The sequence below is a fragment of the Pseudarthrobacter sp. 1G09 genome (genome assembly GCF_050038305.1).
GTDB lineage: Bacteria > Actinomycetota > Actinomycetes > Actinomycetales > Micrococcaceae > Arthrobacter > Arthrobacter equi.
This window is the reverse complement of record NZ_CP188306.1, coordinates 2283181-2306602: the sequence shown is the minus strand read 5'-3', so window position 1 is coordinate 2306602 and position 23422 is coordinate 2283181. Positions and strand designations below refer to the sequence as shown.

Here is a 23422-nt window from a genome sequence, read left to right as displayed (position 1 = left end):
AAAGTCCTTGCCGGAACGCAGAAAGCGCGGCAGCCCGCGGGACTGATGTCCTGCGTGCTGCCGCGCTTCCGACGGCGAAACCGTGCGGTGTGCCTGCGGCCTGGTCTAGCGGACTCCGACCAGGTCCACAACGAAGATCAGGGCCTCGTTGGGGGCAATCGCCCCACCGGCGCCACGGGAACCGTAGGCCAGTTCCGAGGGGATTTCGAGGCGGCGGCGGCCGCCCACCTTCATGCCGAGCAGGCCCTGGTCCCATCCTTGGATGACCTGGCCGACGCCGACCCTGAAGTCCAGCGGTGCGCCGCGGCCCCAGGAGGCGTCAAACTCTTCGCCGGTGGACCAGGCAACGCCCACGTAGTGGGTGGAGACGGTGTCGCCGGCCTTGGCTTCGCGGCCGTCGCCCTCAATGAGGTCGGTGATCACGAGTTCCGTGGGGACGTCGCCCTGGGGGAAGTCGATTTCAGGCTTAGTGCGGTCGAAATCCCGCTGTCCAAATGACATGCTTGCTCCTTTGATCTGTGCTGTGGGGATGCTGGTGATAATTCCGCGGACTGGCCGCGGCCCGTCTGTAAGTGTGGCTACTTGGCGCCGAGGATGTCCACTACGAAGACAAGGTCGCCCTTGGCTTCGCCCTGACCGGCGTCACCGTAGGCCAGGTCCTTGGGGATCACCAGGAGGACACGGGAGCCCACCGTCTTGCCGGCGAGGCCCTGGGTCCAGCCCTTAATGACCTGGTTCAGCCCAAAGCTCGCCGGTTCGCCGCGGTCGAAGCTGGAGTCGAACTTGGTGCCGCCCACCAGGTTGACGCCCACGTAGTTGACCGTCAGGGTGTCAGTCTCCTTGACGGTCGCCCCGGTGCCCTTGATGAGGTCCTGGGAGACCAGCGCGGTGGGGGCTGCTGCGCCTTCAACGTTGATTTCCGGTTTGCCGTCTTTTTCCGTCACGGTGGGCAGGCCGGCCGGCGGGGTTACGGTTTCGCCCTGGGGCTTGTCCAATGCGGGAGTGACATCAGCGGCGGAGAGCACCTTGATGATCAAGAGCTGGGTGGGGCTGGCCGGGGCGCTCGGCGTCGGGGTGGCTCCGGCTGAGGGGCTGGGGCTGGCCGCGGGGGCACTCTTCTGTCCCGGCACGGCCAGTGCAATGCTGGAGCCGACCTTCGCACCCACGAAGGCGTTGTAAATGACGGCGCTGTTGGTCTTGAGGTCGTCGCTGAGTTCGAGGGGTTCGGGCTCGCTGGGGAAGGTGTCTTCCAGGGTGGAGCCGTCTGCACCGTTGAGGGCGAGGACCGAGATGTTGGCGATCTGGTTTGCCTTCACGGTGTCACCGGTACCCTCAGCGACAACCTTGACGGTGGGCTCAGCCACTTCGAACGGCTTGGGGAAGTCCACGCCCGGGGCCTTCTTGTCCCCGTTGTCGGTCAGCTTGAGGGTGTCGAACTTGGCAGTGTCGCCAGCGGACTGGCTGGTGGGTTCCGGCTCTGCGGTAGAGCCTCCGCAGGCGGTGAGCAGCAGCAGGCCGGGCAGGAGGATTGCTAGTAGTCGGCGCACGTAAAGAACTTTCGTCGGGGCAGGGTGGACGCGATGTTCCGCATGGCAGCGGACAGCATCGCTGCGGGGACCTTAAAAGGGCCTCATCCAGAATAGCCCGTGAAGCTGGGTGTCAGCCCATAGAGTCCAGGAGGGCATCAACCCGGTCGTCAACACTCCTGAACGGGTCTTTGCACAGGATGGTCTGGTGGGCTCGGTCGTTGAGCTTCAGGTGCACCCAGTCCACCGTGTAGTCACGCCCCAGTTCCTGCGCCCGGCGGACAAAGTCGCCACGGAGTTTGGCCCGGGTGGTTTGCGGCGGTGCGTCCACGGCGTCCTTGATTACGGTGTCGTCCACCAGTCGGCGGACCGCTCCACGGGACTGCAGCAGGTAGTACAGGCCCCGGCTCCGCGAGATGTCGTGGTAAGTAAGGTCCAGTTGGGCAATTCTCGGCGCATCCAGGCCCAGCCCGTGGCGTTCGCGGTAGCTGTCCATGAGCTTCTTCTTGATGGCCCAGTCAATTTCGGTGTCAATGCTGCGTGTGTCGCCGCTTTCGATGGCCTTGAGCGTGCGCTCCCACAAGTCCAGGATCAGCGGTACGTGGGGGTTGTGGGCACCATGTTCCCGCACGAAGGCGGTGACTTTCGTCAGATACTCCTGCTGGATTTCCAGTGCTGTCAGTTGGCGGCCGTTGGCCAGCCTGACCAGTGCGCGGCCGCTGAGGTCGTGGGAGATTTCGCGGATGCTGCGGATGGGGTTTTCCATCCGCATGTCCCGCATGATGACGCCGGCTTCGATCATTCGCAGGACCAGGTCGACGGTGCCAACCTTCATCAGGGCGGTGGTCTCCGACATGTTGGAATCGCCCACGATGACGTGCAGCCGGCGGTAGAACTCTGCGTCGGCGTGCGGCTCGTCCCGGGTGTTGATGATGGGGCGCGACCGGGTGGTGGCGGAGGATACGCCTTCCCAGATGTGGTCCGCCCGCTGGGAAAAAGCGTAGGTTGCTCCGTGCGGTGTCTTGAGGATCTTGCCGGCCCCGGCGATGAGCTGGCGGGTGACGAGGAACGGGATCAGGATCTCGGCGAGCCGGGAGAACTCACCCCGCCTGGGAATCAGGTAGTTCTCGTGGCTGCCGTAGGAGTTTCCGGCGGAATCGGTGTTGTTCTTGAACAGGTAGACCGTGCCGTTGAAGCCCTCGGCGGCAAGGCGGGCCTGGGCTTCGTCCACGAGGTCGTCCAGGATGAGTTCGCCGGCGCGGTCATGCGCAATGAGCTGGGCAAGATCGTCGCATTCGGCCGTGGCGTACTCGGGGTGGGATCCGACGTCCAGGTAGAGCCGGGAACCGTTCGTGAGGAATACGTTGGACGAACGGCCCCAGCTGACAACCTTGCGGAACAGGTAGCGGGCTACCTCTTCCGGGGCAAGAGGCCTCGAATCGGGGCTTGAATACGAGATTCCGAATTCTGTTTCGATGCCGAAGATTCTCTTGTCCATCTCTCCTCCTACGCCAGCAATGCAGTGATGTCTGCGTCGTTGAGCCTGCGGAAGGCGCGGCGGGCGCCGCGGACTTCCTCTGAGTGCCGGTCAAGGACCGCCACTTCAATCGCGCGTGCCGGGACCGGCTTGGCCGTTTCTTCAGCCTCGGGTGCGGGTGCAGGAGCGAGGCCGTTGAGGGCGAGGCGGACGGCGTCCGGGAAGCCCAGTGACGCCTGCCAGCCCTGGTCAATGGCTGAGGCGACGCGGTCAGCCTGGCCACCCATCACCACGAAGCTGTGTTCGTCCGCGATGGAGCCGTCGAACGTCAGGCGGTACAAATGATCCTCAGCCTGCGTGGCACCTACCTCGGCCACTGCCAATTCAACTTCGAACGGCTTCTGTTCGGCGGTAAACACAGCGCCAAGGCTTTGGGCGTACACGCTGGCAAGTCCCCGGGCAGTGACATCCTCGCGGTCGTACGAGTAGCCGCGAACGTCCGCATAGCGCACGCCGGCCTGGCGCAGGCTTTCGAACTCGTTGTATTTGCCGACGGCGGCGAAGGCGATCTTGTCGTAGATCTCACCGATTTTGTGCAGTGAGGGAGAGGGGTTTTCGGCCACCAGGGCGATGCCGTCTTCGCAACTGATCACCACTACTGACTTTCCACGTGCGATGCCCTTCCGTGCGAAGTCCGCACGGTCCTTCATCAGCTGTTCGGGAGAGACATAAAACTGCTGCGTCATATCAGGCCTCCCGTCCGGCAATGGTGCGGGCCTCGATGACGCTCAGTGAGGCCGCGGCGAGTTGTTCCTCCGCCACCCGGCGGGTGCCGGTGTTGTCCACCGTGTACACCACAGGCCAGAGCCTGCGCACGGTATCCGGGCCTCCTGTGGCGGAGTCGTCATCTGCGGCGTCGAACAGGGCCTCGATGGCGACGGCGACGGCTTCCTCTGCGGAGAGGTTGGGGCGCCAAAGTTTCTTGAGGGCTCCTCGGGCGAAGACCGACCCGGAACCCACCGTGTGGTGTTCGTGTTCTTCGTACCGGCCGCCGGTCACGTCGTACGAGAACAGCCTGCCGACACCGGCGCTGGTGTCGAAGCCGGCGAAAAGGGGTACTACAGCCAAACCCTGCAGGGCCAGGGGAAGGTTCCCGCGGATCATCGCTCCCAACCTGTTCGCTTTACCTTCAAGGCTCAGGAGGGTTCCCTCGATTTTTTCGTAATGTTCCAGTTCCACCTGGAACAGCCGCGTCAGGTCAATGGCGATGCCCGCGGTGCCGGCGATGCCCAGGACGGAGTACCGGTCAGCCGGGAACACTTTCTCGATGTGCCTGCTGGCAATGACGTTCCCCATGGTGGCCCGCCGGTCCCCTGCCATCAGCACGCCGCCGTTGTAGCTCATGGCAACGATAGTGGTGGCATGGGGCACCTGGAGCGGGGCGGCAGCCGTAGCGCCGCCCTGCCCTGAGCGGTTGAACGGCAGAAGCTCCGGCCGGTCGCGCTGAAGATGTTCCGTGAATGACGAGGTGGCGTTCGCGGCTACCTTGTTGGCGGTTGATTCCTGCACTCATGCACTCCTAAAACGTGGTGTTCAACGTCGGTACAGTTTCCGGCCGTCCGCGGCTTCCGCCACCATCCGGGGTCCGGGTTACTGGCCGCCTTTTTGGACGAAAGCCCGGACAAATTCCTCGGCGTTCGATTCGAGGACGCCGTCGATTTCGTCGAGCAGGTCGTCCACGCCTTCGGTCGACGCCGAGGCCTGCGCCTCTGGGGGTGCGGGTGGTGCCTCGGGAATGTCTTCGTCGACCTGGCTGTCGCGTGATTGCGGCTGCTGCTGCTCCTGGCCTGCCATTGCTATCCCTTCCCTCTTGTTGCCGGCGGATCCGGCCGATCCACCAATATATGCCCATCCTGCCACGCCCCGGGGCGTCCCGTGCGGTTTATGCCGCAGGCGGAGCGGTGTTGTGTCCCAGCAGCTCACCGAGGAACGGACCGGCCTCGCGGTAGCGCTCAAACAGGGCCCCCGTCAGCGCCTTTGTGCCACGCAGGGGCTCGCGCGTGGGCACCCGCTGGAGCCGCCCATAGCCCGGGACATCGAAGATAACGGAGTCCCAGCTGGCTCCCACCACATCCTTGCCGAAGCTGCTGATGCACTTGCCGCGGAAGAACGCCCGGGTGTCAGCCGGAGGTTGCCCCACAGCTGCCGAGATTGCGGCGTCCTCCACCACGCGCTGCATCCGGTTCCGTGCCAGGACCCGGTAGTACAGGCCCTTCTCCGGGCGGATGTCTGCCCACTGGAGATCCACCAGCCCCAGCCGGGCGTCATCCCATTCCAGGCCGTCACGCTGACGGTAGCCGTCCAGGAGCGAAAGCTTGGCAAGCCATTCCACCGAGGACGCCGCGGCCGCCCGGTTACTGTCCAGCTGCGTGAGGACTTCAGCCCAGCGTTCAAGGACCTCGTGGGTATGGCCGTCACCATCCACGGCGTCGCCCACGCCGGTGTCCTGGGCCAGCTTGGCGGCCGCTTCGTGGTACATCCACTGCAAATCGAGGGCGGTGACCCGGCGGCCGTCCACCAGGCGCACGGTGGCAGTCAGGGACGTGTCGTGGCTGATTGCCTGCAGCGCCCGCACAGGCTCGTGGACTTCGACCTTCGGTGCCAGCCCGGACTCGATAAGGCTCAGCACCATGGCCGTGGTTCCGAACTTGAGGTAGTTGGAGACCTGGCTGAGGTTGGCGTCGCCAATGATCACGTGGAGCCGGCGGTACTTGTCCGCCGTGGCGTGCGGTTCATCCCGGGTGTTGATGATCGGCCTGCGGATGGTTGTCTCCAGCCCCACCTCGGCCTCGAAGAAGTCCGCGCGCTGGCTGATTTGGTAACCCGCCGTCGAACTGTCCTGGCCAATGCCCAGCCGACCGGCGCCGCACACGGCCTGGCGGCTCACGAAGAAGGGCGTCAGTCCCCTGACAATATCGGCGAAGGGAACCGAACGTGGCATGAGGTAGTTCTCGTGGGACCCGTAGGACACCGATTTGTTGTCCGTATTGTTCTTGTAAAGATTTACGGGCGGCAGGTCCGGGTCCGCGGCGAGCCGGCGGACCGCTGCCAGCGCAACGAGGTCCCCCGCAGCGTCCCAGGCCACGGCGTCCCTGGGGTTCGTGACCTCGGGACTGGAATACTCGGGATGCGCATGGTCCACGTAGAGGCGTGCCCCGTTGCCGAGGACCATGTTCATCAGGAGGGATCCGGACTCGTCCTGGCCATCGAGGTCCAAATCCTCCCGGCCGTATGCCAACGCCACGGCTTCGGCGTCAAGAACGGGCGGCTGGTCAGTGAGCTGGCTGGGATGGGCGGATTCCCGGTCCACGGTCCACCCGCGGGCGTCATGCAGCGGCTCCTCGTCCGTATAGTCCCAGCGGGTTTCCGCTCCGCCCGCCGCGCGTTGCCGGGTGACCTGGGCGTACGCCTGGACCACCCGGGCACTCATCATGGTGGCGTTGGCAGTGGGTGCAGTCGGAGCGTGGATCCCATATTCGGTTTCTGCGCCCATGACCCGCATGGCGCCGCCGAAGGGAAGGCCTCCCCCGCCCGCCGGGTCCGGTGCAGCCGTCACAGATACTGTCCGGTGGTGGGCGTGGTTTCGATGGACTTGCCCGGTTCCTGCCCGGCCTTGCCCTGGACAATCGTCCGGATGTAGGTGATCCGTTCGCCCTTCTTACCGGAGATCCTTGCCCAGTCATCAGGGTTGGTGGTGTTGGGCATGTCCTCGTGCTCCCGGAACTCATCAACCACAGCACGCAACAGGTGCTCGATCCGGAGCCCCTTCTGCTGGCTGGTGAGCAGGTCCTTGATGGCGTACTTCTTGGCACGGTCCACCACGTTCTGGACGACGGCGCCGGAGTTGAAGTCCTTGAAGTACAGCATCTCGGTGTCCCCGTTGGCGTAGGTCACTTCGAGGAACTCGTTGGACTTGTCGGTGGAGTACATGGCCTCCACGGTCCGCTGCACCATGGCGTCCACTGTGGCCTGCACGTCGCCGTTGTGCTCTGCAAGGTCAGACTCGTGGAACGGCAGGTCCGGAGTGATGTATTTGTTGAAGATGTCCGCAGCCGCTTCAGCATCGGGGCGGTGGATCTTGACTTTGACGTCCAGGCGGCCGGGACGGAGGATGGCGGGATCGATCATGTCCTCGCGGTTGGAGGCGCCGATCACGATCACGTTGTCCAGCCGTTCCACGCCGTCGATCTCGCTGAGTAGCTGCGGGACGATGGTGGTCTCGACGTCCGACGAGATGCCCGTTCCCCTGGTCCGGAACAGCGAATCCATCTCGTCGAAGAAGACGACAACGGGGCTGCCGTCCGACGCCTTTTCACGGGCACGGGCGAAGATCAGCCGGATGTGGCGCTCCGTTTCGCCCACGTACTTGTCGAGCAGTTCCGGGCCCTTGATGTTCAGGAAGTAGCTTTTCAGGTCCACGTTGCCGGAGCGTTCGGCGGCCCGGGCTGCCAGCGAGTTGGCCACAGCCTTGGCGATCAGGGTCTTGCCGCAGCCCGGGGGGCCGTAGAGGAGGATACCCTTGGGGGCCTTCAGGCCGTGCTCACGGTAGAGGTCGGGGTGGAGGAACGGCAGTTCCACGGCGTCACGGATTTGTTCGATCTGCGGGCCAAGGCCGCCGATGTCCTCGTAAGTGATGTCCGGAACTTCTTCGAGGACGAGGTTCTCCACCTCGGAGCGGGGCACCTTCTCCAGTGCGTACCCTGTCCGTGAATCGATGGACAGGGCATCGCCCACGCGGAGCTTTTGTGCCAGCAGGGCACCCGAGAGCCGGACCACGCGTTCCTCATCGGCCCGGCCCACCACGAGTGCGCGGTCCGCGCCGAGCATTTCCTTGAGCGTGGCCAGCTCACCGGCACGTTCGTAGCCCAGGCCCGCCACAATCAGCAGGGCCTCGTTCAGCAGGACCTCCTGCCCCACAGTGAGCTGGTTGATGTTCACCAGGGGGCTGAGGCCGACGCGCATCTTCCGGCCCGCGTTGAAGATGTCCGCTGACTCCTCCGTGGCCGCCTGCCCGCTGCTGCCCGGGGCCGGTTGCCGCCGCGGGTTCAGCTGCAGGATGGTGCCGAAGCTGTAAGGTGGCTGCCCTTCCTGGTCCAGCGCGTTCTTAAGGCGGAGGATCTCCGCTTTCGCTGTTTCAAGCATGCTGACCAGCTTGGTGTTGTTCTGCGTTGCCGCAGCCAACTGGCGGTCGATGTGCCTGAGTTTGTCCCGGAGGATGTTGACCTGGCGGTCGGCAACCGAGAGGTCATTGGCGGCAAATTGCTCTGCCGGTGTACGTCCGGAGTCCTGGTTCGGTGTCTCCATGATGCATCAGCCCCTTCCTGCTCTTCTTTTAAGACATTAGTCCCAAGAGGGCAGCTAGGGGTGGAGACTCCCGAAATGTGGACTAGTTCGTGACCTCTGGGGTGTCCTTGACGTTGGTCCCGGCAATCGCATCGCGGGCGGCGCGGCGAAGTTTCTTGTCCGACACGGCCCGCTCCCCCACGGCACCGGGGGTCCAGGCGTTGACGTCTTCTTCGTTGAACTCGGTCTTCGAGGGCCGGCGCTTGACGGAGATGCCCGTGACGCCGTCGGCGAGCCGCCGGGTGACCAGCAGGAACCCGGTGTGGGCCACCATACGGTGGTCCGGGCGTACGGCAAGGCCTTCGAGGTGCCAGCCGCGGACCATTGATTCCCAGGCGTCCGGTTCGGTGAACCGGCCGTCCGCGCGGATGGCCTCGGCGGTGCGGGACAGCTGGGTGACGGTGGCGACGTAGTTGATCCAGACGCCGCCGGGGGCCAGCACGGTGGCGACGGCGTCGAGGCATTCCCAGGGCGCCAGCATGTCCAGGACAACGCGGTCCACGGAGCCGGGGGCTTCGCTGCGGACCACCTCTTCCTGGAAGTCGCCCAGGGAGATCTGCCAGGCCGGGTGCGGGCCGCCGAAGATTGTTTCCACGTTGCCGCGGGCGATGTCCGCGAACTCTTCCCGGCGTTCAAAGGAGTGCAGGTAGCCCTGGTCCCCTACGGCGCGGAGCAGGGAGATGGACAGGGCACCGGAGCCGACGCCTGCTTCAACGACGCGTGCGCCGGGGAAGATGTCCGCCATGGTGACGATCTGTCCGGCGTCCTTGGGGTAGACGACGGCGGCGCCGCGCGGCATCGACAGGACGAAGTCCGAAAGCAGGGGGCGCAGCGTCTGGTACTGCTGGCCCACGTTGTTCACTACAACGGAACCGTCCGCTTTGCCGATGATGTCGTCGTGGTTCAGGAAGCCCCGGTGGGTGTGGAAGGCCCCGCCGAGTTCAAGGGTGACGGTGTTCATCCGGCCCCGCTCGTCGGTCAGCTGGACGCGTTCGCCTTCACGGAAGGGTCCGCGGCGCCGTGCGGCTCCAACGGGCTGTGAACCGCTGGCTGCGCCACCGGCCCCGGCTGCTGCTGTGGCGTCGTTGACGGCAGTTTCCCTGCTCATGATGTTCCTCACTCCTGTAAACCTGTGGTGCCTGCGCATGGCTGCCTGGTGCTTGCGTTGGCGGCATGGCACACCGGCAGGTAACTCTACCGGTTCCGGCCCCTTCGCTGCTCGCGGAAGGGCCGCCCGGTTCCTATGCCTGGCGGGTGCGGCGGTTCTTCCCGGTAATGGCCCCGAGGACGGCGTCCTGCGACAGCAGTCCGGTCACCGCCCCGTTGTGGTCAACCACGGCGTAGTGCTTGCCCTCAACCTGGGCGAGGAACTGGATGAGTTCCTGCCCCTTCGACCATTCCGGGACGTAGGCGCCGGGGGCCAGCGCAAAGGCGACGGCGGTGACCGGAGTGGATCCTGCCGCTGCTTCGGGAACGGAGGCCAGGGCGGCCGGATCAACAACGCCCTGCGGCCGGCCGTCGGGGCCACAGACAACCACCGACTTGTGGGCCGCCGCGCCGAAGCCCAGGAGGTCCCGGACAGAAGCCGTGGCGGGCACAGCGATGGCCGGCGTGGAAAGTCCGGCGGCCGTTACCAGCGGCAGACGCGCCCTGAGGGTGCCTTGCTGGATGGACGCCGAGGCTCCCATCCACAGGAAACCGCAAACAAGGACAGTGATCATCACGAGGCTGAAATCGGGATCACTTCCAGAAAGGAACGGCAGGAGGATGAACCACACCACCAGGGCCACGACGATGATGCGGCCGGCCCAGCCTGCGGCTACCGTGCCCTTCGCCTGGCTCCCGGTTGCCTTCCAGACGGCCGACTCGACGAGGCGGCCGCCGTCCAGAGGGAGGCCCGGAAGGACGTTGAAAACGCCGATGAGGAAGTTCGCCCACATGAAGATATTGGTCAGGATTTCCGCGACGCTGCCCATGGGCGTGGCGGTAAGTACCAGCCAGGCGCCGGCAGCAAGAATGAAGTTGGCGGCTGGCCCAGCCATTGCTACCAGGACCGACCGGCCCGGGGATGCCGTGAAGCTCTCGAACTGCGTATGGCCGCCCCAGAGGTTTAGGACAATCTTCTGTGTTGGCCAGCCGTAGACCTTGGCCGTCAGTGCGTGGGCGAGTTCATGAACAAGTACGGATATGAGCAGGAGGACTGAATATGCCAACGCAACGATGTAGGCGCTTGTACCCAGGGCTGGGTTGTTACGGTGCAGCACCGGCCCATAAACAATGACTGTGAACGCGGCGATGATGAACCACGAGTACGCGAGGACCACCGGCACACCGGCGATCCGGCCCAGGGGAATACCTTCACGGCGGCCCGGTGCCGCAGGTTCAGGGGTTGCCGGTTCCCGCATGCCGGGTTCTCCGGGCGCCGGCGCCGTCACGGCGTGGTCCCGACGGCGGTTGCTTGCCCGGCCGCGGGGCTCGCCTTGTCCGCGGCGGCGAGGAGTTCCTCGAGGTCTGTGCGGGAACGTCCGGCCAGCGTGTCCCACAGCGTGTAGTGGGAGTGCTCGGGCAACGGGACGATGTGTGGAATGGCCACTGTGGTGACCCCTGATGCAACGGCCGCGGCCACGCCGGGCGCCGAGTCCTCCAGTGCTACGCAGTGTCCAAGGTGCAGGTGCGGGTCCGTCTCCCGAAGCCGTTCGACGGCGGTCAGGTACGCCTCCGGGTGTGGCTTGCCACGGCTGACAGTATCGCCGGTGACGAGGAACTCGAAATAGGGGCGGGGAAGGCTGTCCACCACCTGGCGCGCCAGCGGACCCTCGGACATGGTCACCAGGGCACACCGGACACCGGCGAGGTGGAGGTCTTCGAGGAGTTCGCGGGCGCCGGGGCGCCACGGCACCTCTTGACGTACGCTGCTGACCACCTCGGCGGTGAGGTGGTCGATGATGTCCCGGATGCTGAGGGCAACGCCGGCCTTCTGCAGGAGGCCGGCGGAGAAGGTCAGGGACTGCCCCACCAATTGCATGGCTTGTTCGTGGGACCAGGTGCCGCCGTGGGCTTCCACCAGCGCGTGTTCGGCGGCAATCCAGTATGGCTCCGTGTCCACGATGGTTCCGTCCATGTCCCAGAGGACGGCTTTGAGCGGTGATTCGGGGCCTGGAAGTTGCATGTCCCAAGTCTACGGGGACATGCTGGGCGGTCCCTGAGGGCTACGCCCTTGGCGAATACGCGGCTGCTAAGGCCTGTTGTGGCTGGTGGTTGCCGATGTTGCGGCGCTTCATTCCCTGCACGCGCGCACTCCTTGGACGTAGGGTGATGGAATGAATAGCTTCGAGGGAGACACCGCCGATACGGGTGCCGGACCCGAGCGGGAACGGTTCCTGCAGCCAGTTGCCGGGGGGCAGCGAGTCACGGTGATGCTGGCCGCCTTTGAAGGCTGGAACGACGCCGGGGAAGCCGCAAGCGATTCGCTGCGGTACCTCAACAAGCTGTGGGGCGGCAAAAAGGTTGCGTCCATCGACGCCGACGAATATTACGACTTCCAGTTCACCCGGCCCACGGTGCGCAGGAACTCTGCAGGGGAACGGAAGATCAAATGGCCTTCCACCCGGATCTATAAAGCCAGTGCGCCCAATTCCAACGTGGACGTCATCTTTGTCCAAGGCACCGAGCCGTCTTACAAGTGGCGGGCGTACACGGCCGAGCTGCTGGTGCACGCCGAGGCCCTGAACGTGGACTACGTAGTGCTGGTGGGTGCATTGCTGGCCGACGTTCCGCACAGCCGGCCCATACCGGTGAGCACGTCGTCGGATGACGCACCGCTGCGGGAGCGCATGAATTTGGAAGCGTCGCAGTATGAAGGGCCCGTAGGCATCGTCGGCGTCCTGTCGGAAGTGGCACTGCTGGCAGGGCTTCCCACGGTCTCGCTGTGGGCCGCCGTTCCGCACTACGTTGCCCAGGCGCCGTCCCCCAAAGCCCAGCTGGCACTCCTGCACCGCATCGAGGAACTGCTCCAGGTGCCGCTGGACACCCACGAGCTGGCCGAGGAAGCCGACGCCTGGGAGCGCGGCGTGGACGAACTGGCCACCGAGGACCCGGAGATCGCGGCGTACGTCCGCCAACTGGAAGAGGCCAAGGACACGGCCGACCTTCCGGAGGCCACCGGCGAATCCATTGCCAGGGAATTCGAGCGCTACCTCAAGCGGCGGGGCCAGGACAGACCCTGACCACTCACGAAAAGGGGCCCTGCCGGAAATACCTCCGGCAGGGCCTTTTTCCGTTAATAACGGCGTGTGGAAGCCTAAAGCTGCACCCCGAGGAGGGCGTTGACGGCGTCCCTCACCAAAGCCTGGTCCGAGGTGCTGGCCGGAGCACCGCCGTCGTTCGCCTGCCGCGCCCAGCGCGACACCGCCGCGATGGCCGCGGGGGCGTTCAGATCGGCGGCCAAGGCTGCGCGCATCTCTTCCACCAAGGGGGCCGCGGACCCCTGCGGGGCATGATCGAGTGCGTGGCGCCAGGCTGCCAGGTCTGCCTTGGCTGCGGCGAATCCCTCGTCCGTCCAGGACCAGTCCGACCGGTAATGGTGGGCCAGGATCGCCAAGCGGATGGCTGCGGGTTCCTCCCCCGCTGCACGAAGTTTGGAGACGAGGACCAGGTTGCCCTTGGACTTGCTCATCTTTTCGCCGTCCAGCCCCACCATGCCGGCGTGCGCGTAGTGCCTGGCGAGGGGTACACCGGCCAGCGAATACGCGTGCCCGGCACCCATCTCGTGGTGCGGGAAGATCAGGTCGGAGCCGCCTCCCTGGACGGTGAAAGGTGCGGGCAGGTATTTCTGCGCAATCACGGTGCACTCGATATGCCACCCGGGGCGGCCGTCACCGAGGCTGGCGCCGGGCCAGCTGGGTTCACCGTCCCGCGCAACCCGCCACAGCAAGGGATCCAGCGCCTGCCGCTTGCCGGACCGGCCGGGGTCCCCGCCACGTTCGGCAAAGAGTTCCAGCATTTCGCTTTCGGACAGTCCCGAAATGGAACCAAGGCTCCACGCATCGGGGGCGACGGACTGCTTTCCGGCCGCTTCGACGTCGTAATAGACATCTCCGTCAGGCTCGCCGTTGGTTCCCGGAACTGTGTACGCGAGGCCCTGGCTGACCAGCCGTTCCACCTCGGGCACGATGAGGCTGATGGATTCCACCGCTCCCACGTAGTGGTCCGGTGACAGGACGTTCAGTGCTTCCATGTCGGTCTGGAACAGATCGATCTGGCTTTGCGCGAGTTCACGCCAGTCGACGTTGGTGGCCGTTGCACGCTCCAGGAGCGGATCATCGACGTCCGTAACATTCTGGACATAGTCAACGTCCTTGCCCGCGTCCCGCCAGGCGCGGTTCAGCAGGTCGAAGGCGACATAGCTGGCGGCATGGCCCATGTGGGTGGCGTCATACGGCGTGATGCCGCAGACGTACATCGAAGGCCGGTCCCCGGACTCCAGCACCACCTCGTGGCCTGCTGCGGTGTCGAACAAGCGGATGGCAGGCATGGTGCCGGGCAGGGTTGGAACGGGGCGGGAAGTCCAGGATTTCACAGACCAAGCCTAGTGCTAGGCGCTGATGACGCCGAAACCGAGGAGCAGGTACAGGGCCAGGCCCAGGAAGATCCGGTACCAGACGAACAGACGGTAGCTGCGCGTGGAGACGAACTTCAGGAACCAGCCAATGATGACGTAGCCCACCACGAACGCGATGACGGTGGCCAACGCCGTTTCGGGCAATCCGTAGGGGCCCGTGATGCCGTCCTTGGATACCACCTTGTAGAGCTGGTACAGGCCGCTGCCAAAGACAGCGGGGATGGCCAGGAGGAAGGAGTACCGGGCGGCCGCTTCGCGGGTGTAGCCCATGAGGAGGCCGGCGGTGATGGTGCCGCCGGAGCGGGAAACGCCGGGGATGAGGGCCATCGCCTGGGCAAACCCGTAGAGGATGCCGTGCTTGTAGGTCAGCTGCGTGAGGTCCCTCTCCTGCTTTCCCACGGCGTCGGCCACGGCGAGGATCAGGCCGAAGATGATCAGCATGGTGGCCACGATCCACATACTGCGCAGCACCGATTCGATCTGGTCCTGGAACAGCAGCCCGAGGACGATGATGGGGAGGCTGCCCAGGATGACCAGCCATCCCATCCGGGCATCCGGGTCCTGCCGGGACACTTTTCCGGCCAACGAACCCGCCCACGCCTTAACGATGCGGACGATGTCACGCCAGAAATAGACAACGACGGCCGTTTCAGTGCCCAGTTGGGTGATGGCCGTGAATGCTGCCCCGGGGTCTTCCGCGTTGGGCAGGAACTGCCCCACGATCCGCAGGTGCGCGCTTGATGAAATCGGTAGAAATTCGGTCAGTCCCTGCACAAGGCCCAGCAGGGCCGCCTCAAACCAGTTCACGCTAAGACCCTACGGCATGGGCATGGGTGCATCTGCCCGTAAGCTTGCTGCTATGCAGCAGCGTTACGTCGGCAACAGTGGATTGCGGGTTTCAGCCTTATCGCTCGGCACCATGACGTGGGGCGGGGAAACCGACGAACAGGACGCCTCGGAGCTGCTGAGGACCTTCCTGAATTCCGGCGGCCGGCACGTGGACACGGCGGCATCGTATGCCGAGGGCCGGTCCGAGGCGATGCTTGGCTCGCTGCTGGGCGACGTCGTCTCCCGCACCGGGCTGACCATCTCCACGAAGGCGGGAATGACGACGCCGGATGGCCGGCGCGGCATCGACACGTCCAGGAACGCGATGCTCACCGGCCTTGACGCGAGCCTCGCCCGGCTGGCAACCGACTACGTGGACATCTGGTTCGCCGAGGCCTGGGACGGCAACGTTCCGCTGGAGGAGACCCTCTCCGCCCTGGAGTTTGCTGTCCGCAGCGGCCGCGCCCGGTATGCAGGCATCTCGAATTACACCGGATGGCAAGCGGCGAAGGCAGCGGTCCTGGCCGGCTTCCCCCTCGTGGCGGCGCAGGCTGAGTATTCCTTTCTGCACCGCGGTCCCGAGGCCGAACTCATTCCGGCCGTGGAGGACGCAGGCATGGGCCTGATGGCCTGTGCACCCCTCGGCCGGGGCGTACTCACCGGGAAATACCGGGGCAGCATTCCGTCGGGTTCACGCGGCGCGTCCGCAACAGGGTCCGCTTCCGTTGAGCAGTACCTGGCGGAGAAGCCGTCCCGCACCGTAGAGGCAGTGTGCACCGCAGCGAAAGGCCTGGGCCGGACGCCGCAGGACGTGGCGCTGAGCTGGCTGTTGGCGCAACACGGAGTTGCCACCGCGGTGGTGGGTCCCCGGACACCTGTCCAGCTCAAGGAAATCCTCGAAGCCCAACTGTCTCCGCTGCCGCCCGAGATTGCCCGGGCACTGGAAGACGTGTCCGCCGCGCCATAACCTGGGCAGGCCCCCGGGCTACTCCTCGACGATCTCCAGATCCTCGTCGTCCACGTCGCTGTCTTCGTCTTCGTCGTCCTCGTCGTCGAAGACCTGAAGCGGGGTCACTTCGTTGTAGGCCTCGTAGAGGGCATCTTCATAAACTTCGAAGGCATCTGCCACGGCAAAAAAGGCTGCCTCCACGGACGGATCACCATCTCCGCGCCGGTTCGATGCTGCTATAAGGTGTTCTTCCAAAGCGGTGGTCAGGGACGAAAGCGCGACACGCGGATCGATGCTCATGACTTCACGTTAGCGGGAAAAGGACGAAAATGGAGAGCAATGAAGGAACAATTTCTCACCAGCTCGGTCCAGCGGGAACGGGACTATTTGAGGCAGTACGAGTACCTCGTGCTGACGGTAAGTCCGAACGAGTCCCTGCCTGAGGCGCGCCGCCGCCTGGTGGAACACTCCGAATACGGCAAGTGGGAACTGGAGCGCAGCAAGCTGTACATGGGCGGCGGCCGGCGCTTCTGGCTCCGCCGCCGGGTCATGCAGGTCCAGAGAACCGTCTAGGGACACCCCGCCCGACGGGTTAGCCGTCCAGCGGGCCCAACCAGGCGTTTGCCACCGTGTTGTGGGCGGATTCGTCGCTGGACGGATGGAACATCCCGGCCAGCACATCGCGATAGAGCCGCTCCAGCTCGGACCCGCGGAAGTAGCTGGACCCGCCGCTGACCCTGATGGCCAGGTCCACGACGCGCCGGGCGGTTTCCGTGGCGTTCACCTTCAGCCCCACCAGCTTCGGGAACCACTGCGCTCCGTGCTCAGCCAGCGCATCAACGTCCGCCGCGACGGATGCCAGCTGCGGATACAGGTTGTCCATCGCCATGGCGGCGTCCGCCACCTTCCAGCGGATGTCCGGATCCTGCGCGTAGCTGCGGCCGCCGTTCTTGAATGACGTGCGGCGTTTGGCGCTGTCCACGCCCAGGGTCAGCGCCCGCTCCGCCAGGCCGGTGTAGACGGCTGCCAGCAACGTCTCGAAGCAGGCGAAGATGGCGAAGATGAGCGGGTCGGCGTTGGGGCCGACAGGCAGCTTGCGGAAGATCCGGTCCGCCGGGACTTCCACACCGTCCAGTACGGTGGTGGCGGACTGGCTGGCCCGCATGCCCAGAGTGTCCCAGTCGTCAAGGATGCGGTACCCCTCCGCCTGGCGGGTGATGAAGCCGTGGACCAGCTCCCCCGCGCCGTCCCGGGCCGCTGCGTCCTTACCGAAGATCCCCAGCCGTGTCCAGGCGGGCGAGAGGCTGGTGAAGATCTTGGTGCCGGTGAACGAGTAGGCCCCGCTGGGCAAGGGAGCAGCCACGGTCCGCGAGTCGAACAGCACCGAGTCATTACCCGCTTCGGAATTTCCAAACGCGAAGACCTCGCCCTGGGCTGCCTCTTCCAGGACGAAATCCAGTGAGTTGTCACCGCGGGCTTTCAGGACGTGCGCGACGCCGGTCCACACCAGGTGCATATTTATGGCCAGGGCGGTGGCTGGCGCTGCCGTTGCCAGCCTGCGCTGGCACTGCGCCGCCGCCGCGAGGCCAAGGCCCAGGCCGCCGTCGTCCGCGGGCACGAAGAACTTGAGGTACCCGGCCGCCGCGAGGTCCCGCAGGTCCTCATGAAGGAAGCCGTTGTTCCTGTCATAGTCCGCGGCACGCCCGCGGATCTTCTCCAGGAGCGGTTCCGGCAGCACGTCCTCGGGGGTCATGGGATTTCCTGTCAGTAATTGGTGAGCAGGGTGTTCAGGACGCGGGCACCAAACTTCAGCGAATCGGCGGGGACGCGTTCGTCGACGCCGTGGAACATGCCGGTGAAATCGAGGTCGTCCGGAAGCATCAGGGGGGCAAAGCCGTAGCCGGTGATGCCGAGCCTGCTGAGGGACTTGTTGTCGGTGCCGCCGGAAAGCGTGTATGGCAGGACCTTCGCTCCCGGATCCTCCGAGTGGAGTGCATCGATCATGGAGTCCACGAGGTTGCCCGCGAACGGGACTTCCAGGGACACATCGTTGTGGACGTAGCTGACATCCACGCCGTTGCCCGCAAGTTCGCGGACGATTTCCAGGACCTGCTGCTCCTGGCCCGGCAGGGTCCGGCAGTCAATGAGGGCCTCAGCGGACTCCGGGATGACGTTGTGCTTGTAGCCGCCTTTGAGGAGCGTGGGGTTGGTGGTGTTCTGGAGGGTCGCCCCTACGAAGCGGGCCACAGTGCCCAACTGGTCCAGGAGCCGGTCCGGATTGTCGGCGTCGAACTCGACGCCGGTGAGTTCGGTGACGCCGTCGAGGAACTGGCGCGTGGTGGGCGTCAGTTCGATGGGCCACTTGTATTCGCCGATCCGGGTTACCGCGGCGGCCAGGCGGGTTACCGCGTTGTCCGTGTTGATCTGCGAACCGTGCCCGGCCCTGCCGTGGGCAACGAGCCGGAGCCACGATATGCCCTTCTCCGCCGTCTGCAGCAGGTACGTCCGCTGCCCCCCGATGGTTGCCGAGAAGCCGCCCACCTCCGAAATGGCCTCGGTGGCCCCCTCGAAGAGTTCCGGGCGGTTGTCCACGGCGTACCGTGCGCCCAGCGCACCGCCGGCTTCCTCGTCCGCAAAGAAAGCGAAGATGATGTCCCGCTTGGGCTTGGTGCCTGTGCGGGCAAAACTGCGCAGGACGGAAAGGATCATGGCGTCCATGTCCTTCATGTCAACGGCGCCGCGGCCCCAGATCAACCCGTCCTTCAGTTCGGCGCCGAACGGGTCCACGGACCACTGGTCGCGCAGGGCGGGCACCACGTCGAGGTGGCCGTGGACCACGAGGGCGCTGGCCGACGGGTCTTCGCCGGCCATCCGCGTGACCACGTTGGCCCGGCCCGGCTCGGATTCGAAAAGTTCGGCGTCCAGCCCGACTTCTTCAATGAGCCCTGCAACGTACTCAGCCGCCGCCCGTTCGCCGGGGCCTGAGCCGTCCCCGTAGTTGGACGTGTCAATGCGGATGAGTTCCTGGCAGATCCGTACAACTTCATCCTCGGGCAGGACGTCAGGCATAAGGGCTCCTCGCTGGGTTAATCGGCTGGTTTGCACACGCGAAAGCGTTGCCCTCAGCCTACCCAGTTGGCCCGATTCGTTGTTCCCGGAAAGTCATGTTAGAGTTTTTCTCGCTGCTTCGGAGAGGCGCGAAACGTTGAAAGACGGACACGCTTCCCGGATTACCACCTGCGCGGGTGGCGGAATGGCAGACGCGCTAGCTTGAGGTGCTAGTCCTCGAAAGGGGGTGGGGGTTCAAGTCCCCCTCCGCGCACAAGGGAAAGCCCCGGAAAATCAATGATTTTCCGGGGCTTTTTTCGTGCCCCCGTTCTGGCGCAACCTGGTCACGCTGCGGCTTCGGCTATGAGTTCGGTCACTTCAAAGCCTGGTTCTTCAAGAGGCGGCGGGCCGGCCCGAAATGGAATCCCCCGGCCCGGACTGTGACGGACTACGTCCGGGCAGCCACTGAGGCCAAACCGGCCACCCGGCAATGCACCACGGGGTGGAGGTCGCCGACCTCCACCAGCTTCCCGCTGGCAAATCGTCCTGCACGCGGCTTCGCTACTAGAGTCAAGACAATGCCGAACGCACAGCACACTGACGATTCCCAGCTGACCACCCCCGCGCACCAGTCGGACGGTTTTGTCCGGGTCCGCGGTGCCCGGGAAAACAACCTCCGCAACGTCAGCGTGGACGTTCCGCGGGATGCCATCGTTGCGTTCACCGGCGTCTCGGGCTCCGGTAAGTCGTCTTTGGCCTTCGGCACGATTTACGCCGAGGCCCAACGCCGCTACTTCGAATCCGTGGCCCCCTACGCCAGGCGGCTTATCCAACAGGGCCACAATCCGAAGGTGGAATTGATCAGCGGGCTGCCGCCCGCCGTCGCGCTTCAACAGCGCCGCGGCACAGCGAGCAGCCGCTCCACGGTTGGAACTGTTACTACCCTTTCCAACTCGGTGCGCATGCTCTTTTCCCGGGCCGGCACCTACCCTGAGGGCAGCAGCCAGCTCGATTCGGATTCCTTCTCCCCCAACACGGCGGCAGGTGCCTGCCGGGAATGCCATGGCCTCGGCGTTGCCCACACTGTTTCTGAACAGTCGCTGGTCCCGGATCCGTCCCTCACCATCCGGGACGGGGCTATTGCCGCCTGGCCCGGCGCGTGGCAGGGAAAGAACCTGCGGGACATCCTGACCCACCTTGGTTACGACGTCGACATCCCGTGGCGCAAACTGCCCAAGAAGCACCGCGATTGGATTCTCTTTACGGAAGAACAACCTGTGGTGGAGGTAACGCCGCAGCGTGACCGGGTTGCCAAGCCCTACAAAGGCCGGTTCTGGAGCGCACGGAGCTACGTGCTTCATACTCTGGCCGACTCGCAAAGCGCATCCATGCGGGACCGGGTCCTGGCATTCATGGAGTCGGGTCCCTGCCGGCGCTGTTCGGGCACCGGGCTGATTCCCGAGGCACTGGCCGTCACCTTCGCCGGCAGGACCATTGCGGAGTTCAACGCACTCCCGCTGGCAGACCTGGCGGACATCGTCCGTCCGACCAGTGAACTGGCCCAGGCCGGCACAGCCTCGCGCACCCAGCGTTCCGGTGAGTCAAACGAAGTGGCTGTCACCATCACACGGGACCTGCTTCAGCGGATCAACGTCCTCCTGGACCTTGGCCTGGGATACCTGGCGTTGGGCCGGGGAACCCCTACCCTCTCGCCGGGCGAGATGCAGCGGCTGCGGATCGCCACCCAGTTGCGCTCCGGACTGTTCGGAGTGATCTATGTCCTCGATGAGCCGTCAGCAGGACTCCATCCCGCAGACGCGGAACCGTTGCTGGAAGTTTTGGAGCAACTGAAGTCCTCCGGCAACTCCGTCTTCGTGGTGGAGCACAACATGGACGTTGTCCGCAGGGCAGACTGGCTGGTGGACGTTGGCCCCCGCGCCGGAGAAGGTGGCGGTGAAGTGCTGTACAGCGGCCCGGTGGAAGGACTGGCCGGGGTTGAAGCATCCGTGACCCGCCCGTTCCTCTTCGATGCGCCGCAGCCATCGGTCCCGTCTTATCCGTCCCGGAGCGATGAACCGCGTGAACCGGCCGGGTGGGTGGAGCTGGAAGATGTCAGGCAGCACAACCTGCAAGGGTTGGACGCCCGTTTTCCCCTCGGAGTCCTGACGGCCGTGACCGGGGTATCAGGCTCCGGCAAATCCACCCTCGTTGGCAGCGTTCTCGGCGGCGTGGTGGCTGCCTCACTCAGTACGGACAGAACAGCATGGGAACAGGACGGGCCGGCGGGGCCGCTTCTCATAGGTGCGGTCAAAGGGAGCAACACCATCGACCGGCTGGTCACAGTGGACCAGAAACCGATCGGCCGGACGCCCCGTTCCAACCTGGCAACCTACACGGGCCTCTTCGACGCTGTCCGCAAAGTGTTCGCCGGAACTGAAGCCGCCAAAGCCAAGGGGTTCAGCGCCGGCAGGTTTTCGTTTAACGTTGCTGGAGGCCGTTGTGAGACGTGCCAGGGCGAGGGATTTGTGGCAGTGGAGCTTCTGTTCCTTCCGGGCAGCTACGGACCCTGCCCCGAGTGCGAAGGATCCCGCTACAATCCCGCCACGCTGGAAGTGGAGTACCTCGGCAGGAATGTGGCGGAGGTTCTGGGCATGACAGTGGACCTCGCTGCAGAGTTCCTGGCAGGGGTCCCCGCTGCCGCCCGCAGCCTCAAATGCCTGCAGGATGTTGGGCTGGGCTACCTTCGCTTGGGACAGCCGGCCACGGAGCTTTCCGGCGGCGAGGCCCAGCGCATCAAACTGGCCACCGAGCTGCAGCGCGCCCAGCGCGGGCACACCCTGTACCTGCTGGACGAACCCACCACGGGCCTCCACCCGGCGGACGTCCAGCTGCTGATGGCCCAGTTGCACGGCCTCGTGAACGCGGGGAACACTGTGGTGGTGGTCGAACATGAGATGTCGGTTGTGGCCGCCGTGGATTGGGTCATTGATCTGGGACCGTCCGGAGGGGACCAGGGCGGGCGGATCATGGCAACCGGCCGGCCGGAAGACGTGGCGCAGGCAGCAGGTAGCCGGACCGCGCCGTACCTGGCGGCAGCCCTCGGCCGTTGACGTTTAGGTGCCGGGTGGGACCGGCTTTTGGCTGACTGAACGGCCCAGCCACTCGGTAACCAAAGCTTCGAGGAGGTCCGGCTGCTCATGCGGGAGCGCGTGTCCTGCCTGGTCAAGCACCGCGAAAGTGGCCCGGGGGTAGAGCTCAAGGAGGCCCCATGCACCGGCGTAGCCCACTGTGGCGTCCTGCCGGCCGGCCAGGATGAGCGTTGGACCCGAATACACCAGGCTGTCAGCAGCGAAGCTGCGGAACTCCCACTGCCGCGCAATCCGTTCCAGCGCAGCCTCGTCCGCCAGGCCCAGGGAGGGAGCCACCGCCGCCAGGAAACGGTCCAACGTTGCCTGCGTCTGGATCACAAAGTACTCCCCGAACGATGCGGCCTCTTCGGTGCCCAACAGCTTGTCTGGATCTACGGACGCAACCAGGATCTGATGCTCCTGAACATCCCTGGTGCTCCCTCCCAGCGGACAGACCAGGGCGAGCCCGGCCACCTGCCGCACCCTTTTGCCCGCGATGGCACGGGCAAAGTAGGCGCCGGCAGAGTGGCCGATGAGCCGGAACGGTGCCGGGCCGATCAGGGCGTCGACAAAACCAAGCAAAAATTCGAGCACGTCATCGGCACCCGCAAGTGTTGCGGGCGCCGGCGTGCGGCCCATGCCCGGCAGATCCGGGTAAATCCTCCGATAGCCAGGCAGCCTGCCGAATATCGGCTCAAAGACGGCGGCCATCTCCCGATGGTCCACGCCGGCACCGTGCAGGACCAGGACCGGGACGCCGTCGCCGAATGCCTCGTAATACACGGGGATACCACTCACCTCACACTCCACAGCGCCAGCCTAGGCCGCCGCGTGACGCTGCGGAACCCAACGGTTTTCTGCATACAAAAGGGAGCCTGATCGAATCGATCAGGCTCCCTTTTGTCAAGGCCGTGTGGCTAGTGGCCCGTGGGCTGGTCGAACCGCTGTCCGGCCGGATTGGACGGCAGGATGGCAATGATGATGAGCGCCAGGGCCCCCAGGAACGGGACCAGGATGATCAGCACCAGCCAGCCGCTGATGTTGACATCGTGCAGGCGGCGGACCAGAAGTGCCAGTGACGGCACGAGCACTGCCAGGCCCCACGCGAAGGCGATGATGGCGCCCACCAGGAAACCCGGTCCGGGAACAGTGGAACCGTTGGCGGCGACGGTGGCACCCGCCGCGCCGCCAACCTGCATGATGATGTTCAGGACGACGCTGACGGCAAAGCCGATCAGGGCCCACCACCAGTACTCGCTCCGGCTGGCCCGGCCCGAGAAAGTGGCGTACTTCTTGAAGAACCGCTTGGCGGCAATGGGTAGCGTGGCGCCGTAGTACGGAGCCCACAGCGGTGGCTCCCCGCCAGGCTGGTAGGACGTCGCCTGTTGCTGCTGCTGGTTCGGGTATTGCGGATAGCTCATTGATTCCCCCCGGAATGGTAGA

The 23422-nt window shown here is 65.1% G+C and carries 22 protein-coding genes and 1 tRNA gene; 5 read left to right on the top strand and 18 right to left on the bottom strand.

The window, feature by feature from the left end; all coding sequences use genetic code 11:
- Nucleotides 1-105: 105 nt before the first annotated feature.
- The 11 genes from ACP3TD_RS10605 to ACP3TD_RS10555 form a co-directional block, all read right to left on the bottom strand.
- Nucleotides 106-501, bottom strand: a complete 396-nt coding sequence (locus ACP3TD_RS10605; RefSeq protein WP_426762849.1) for an FKBP-type peptidyl-prolyl cis-trans isomerase — start codon at nucleotides 499-501, stop codon at nucleotides 106-108.
- Between the two features lie 77 nt (nucleotides 502-578).
- Nucleotides 579-1547, bottom strand: a complete 969-nt coding sequence (locus ACP3TD_RS10600; protein ID WP_426762848.1) for an FKBP-type peptidyl-prolyl cis-trans isomerase — start codon at nucleotides 1545-1547, stop codon at nucleotides 579-581.
- Between the two features lie 112 nt (nucleotides 1548-1659).
- Nucleotides 1660-3024 (bottom strand): Pup--protein ligase, encoded by a 1365-nt coding sequence (pafA, locus tag ACP3TD_RS10595; protein ID WP_056079210.1) that lies wholly within the window; start codon nucleotides 3022-3024, stop codon nucleotides 1660-1662.
- Between the two features lie 8 nt (nucleotides 3025-3032).
- The gene (gene prcA / locus ACP3TD_RS10590) at nucleotides 3033-3749 is read right to left on the bottom strand and encodes a proteasome subunit alpha (RefSeq protein WP_426762847.1); all 717 of its coding nucleotides are present in this window, start codon (nucleotides 3747-3749) and stop codon (nucleotides 3033-3035) included.
- A 1-nt stretch (nucleotide 3750) separates the two neighbouring features.
- Nucleotides 3751-4572, bottom strand: coding sequence for a proteasome subunit beta (gene prcB / locus ACP3TD_RS10585; protein WP_426762846.1), 822 nt, complete (start codon nucleotides 4570-4572; stop codon nucleotides 3751-3753).
- Nucleotides 4573-4653: 81 nt separating this feature from the next.
- Nucleotides 4654-4857, bottom strand: a complete 204-nt coding sequence (locus ACP3TD_RS10580) for a ubiquitin-like protein Pup (RefSeq protein ID WP_015937113.1) — start codon at nucleotides 4855-4857, stop codon at nucleotides 4654-4656.
- A gap of 88 nt (nucleotides 4858-4945) precedes the next feature.
- On the bottom strand, nucleotides 4946-6565 hold the full coding sequence (gene dop / locus ACP3TD_RS10575; protein WP_426767198.1) for a depupylase/deamidase Dop: 1620 nt from the start codon (nucleotides 6563-6565) through the stop codon (nucleotides 4946-4948).
- Nucleotides 6566-6615: 50 nt separating this feature from the next.
- Nucleotides 6616-8367: a proteasome ATPase gene (gene arc / locus ACP3TD_RS10570; RefSeq protein ID WP_426762845.1), complete on the bottom strand. Its 1752-nt coding sequence runs from the start codon at nucleotides 8365-8367 to the stop codon at nucleotides 6616-6618.
- A gap of 82 nt (nucleotides 8368-8449) precedes the next feature.
- A complete protein-coding gene (locus ACP3TD_RS10565) occupies nucleotides 8450-9514 on the bottom strand; it encodes a tRNA (adenine-N1)-methyltransferase (RefSeq protein WP_426762844.1) in 1065 nt (354 codons plus the stop codon).
- A gap of 133 nt (nucleotides 9515-9647) precedes the next feature.
- On the bottom strand, nucleotides 9648-10811 hold the full coding sequence (locus ACP3TD_RS10560) for a site-2 protease family protein (RefSeq protein WP_426762842.1): 1164 nt from the start codon (nucleotides 10809-10811) through the stop codon (nucleotides 9648-9650).
- Nucleotides 10812-10837: 26 nt separating this feature from the next.
- Complete coding sequence (locus tag ACP3TD_RS10555; protein ID WP_426762841.1) at nucleotides 10838-11575, bottom strand: HAD family hydrolase; 738 nt, start codon at nucleotides 11573-11575, stop codon at nucleotides 10838-10840.
- Between the two features lie 151 nt (nucleotides 11576-11726).
- Here ACP3TD_RS10555 and ACP3TD_RS10550 point away from each other — a divergent pair, with 151 nt between their 5' ends.
- Nucleotides 11727-12632, top strand: a complete 906-nt coding sequence (locus ACP3TD_RS10550) for a PAC2 family protein (protein ID WP_091720247.1) — start codon at nucleotides 11727-11729, stop codon at nucleotides 12630-12632.
- 74 nt (nucleotides 12633-12706) lie between these two features.
- On the opposite strand, the gene mshC is transcribed toward ACP3TD_RS10550, so the two are convergent.
- Together mshC and ACP3TD_RS10540 are read right to left on the bottom strand one after the other, a co-directional pair.
- Complete coding sequence (gene mshC / locus ACP3TD_RS10545; protein WP_426762840.1) at nucleotides 12707-13984, bottom strand: cysteine--1-D-myo-inosityl 2-amino-2-deoxy-alpha-D-glucopyranoside ligase; 1278 nt, start codon at nucleotides 13982-13984, stop codon at nucleotides 12707-12709.
- A 15-nt stretch (nucleotides 13985-13999) separates the two neighbouring features.
- A complete protein-coding gene (locus ACP3TD_RS10540) occupies nucleotides 14000-14833 on the bottom strand; it encodes an undecaprenyl-diphosphate phosphatase (RefSeq protein ID WP_426762839.1) in 834 nt (277 codons plus the stop codon).
- Between the two features lie 52 nt (nucleotides 14834-14885).
- On the opposite strand from ACP3TD_RS10540, the gene ACP3TD_RS10535 reads away from it, so the two are divergent.
- Nucleotides 14886-15821, top strand: a complete 936-nt coding sequence (locus ACP3TD_RS10535; protein WP_426762838.1) for an aldo/keto reductase — start codon at nucleotides 14886-14888, stop codon at nucleotides 15819-15821.
- A gap of 18 nt (nucleotides 15822-15839) precedes the next feature.
- On the opposite strand, the gene ACP3TD_RS10530 is transcribed toward ACP3TD_RS10535, so the two are convergent.
- Nucleotides 15840-16103, bottom strand: a complete 264-nt coding sequence (locus ACP3TD_RS10530) for a hypothetical protein (RefSeq protein WP_015937103.1) — start codon at nucleotides 16101-16103, stop codon at nucleotides 15840-15842.
- A gap of 39 nt (nucleotides 16104-16142) precedes the next feature.
- Here ACP3TD_RS10530 and ACP3TD_RS10525 point away from each other — a divergent pair, with 39 nt between their 5' ends.
- Nucleotides 16143-16376 (top strand): DUF5703 family protein, encoded by a 234-nt coding sequence (locus ACP3TD_RS10525; protein ID WP_015937102.1) that lies wholly within the window; start codon nucleotides 16143-16145, stop codon nucleotides 16374-16376.
- Nucleotides 16377-16395: 19 nt separating this feature from the next.
- On the opposite strand, the gene ACP3TD_RS10520 is transcribed toward ACP3TD_RS10525, so the two are convergent.
- A complete protein-coding gene (locus tag ACP3TD_RS10520; protein WP_426762837.1) occupies nucleotides 16396-17556 on the bottom strand; it encodes an acyl-CoA dehydrogenase family protein in 1161 nt (386 codons plus the stop codon).
- 11 nt (nucleotides 17557-17567) lie between these two features.
- The gene (locus ACP3TD_RS10515) at nucleotides 17568-18872 is read right to left on the bottom strand and encodes a M20/M25/M40 family metallo-hydrolase (protein WP_426762835.1); all 1305 of its coding nucleotides are present in this window, start codon (nucleotides 18870-18872) and stop codon (nucleotides 17568-17570) included.
- A gap of 170 nt (nucleotides 18873-19042) precedes the next feature.
- Between ACP3TD_RS10515 and ACP3TD_RS10510 the strand changes: the two genes are divergently transcribed.
- A tRNA-Leu gene (locus ACP3TD_RS10510) sits at nucleotides 19043-19125 on the top strand.
- 304 nt (nucleotides 19126-19429) lie between these two features.
- Nucleotides 19430-21961 carry an ABC transporter gene (locus tag ACP3TD_RS10505; RefSeq protein ID WP_426762834.1) on the top strand — a complete coding sequence of 844 codons (2532 nt, stop codon included), beginning with the start codon at nucleotides 19430-19432 and terminating at the stop codon, nucleotides 21959-21961.
- 3 nt (nucleotides 21962-21964) lie between these two features.
- On the opposite strand, the gene ACP3TD_RS10500 is transcribed toward ACP3TD_RS10505, so the two are convergent.
- Complete coding sequence (locus ACP3TD_RS10500; protein WP_426762833.1) at nucleotides 21965-22777, bottom strand: alpha/beta fold hydrolase; 813 nt, start codon at nucleotides 22775-22777, stop codon at nucleotides 21965-21967.
- A gap of 119 nt (nucleotides 22778-22896) precedes the next feature.
- Entirely contained in the window at nucleotides 22897-23400 is a 504-nt protein-coding gene (locus ACP3TD_RS10495) for a DUF805 domain-containing protein (protein ID WP_426762832.1), read from the bottom strand.
- Nucleotides 23401-23422: the final 22 nt, after the last annotated feature.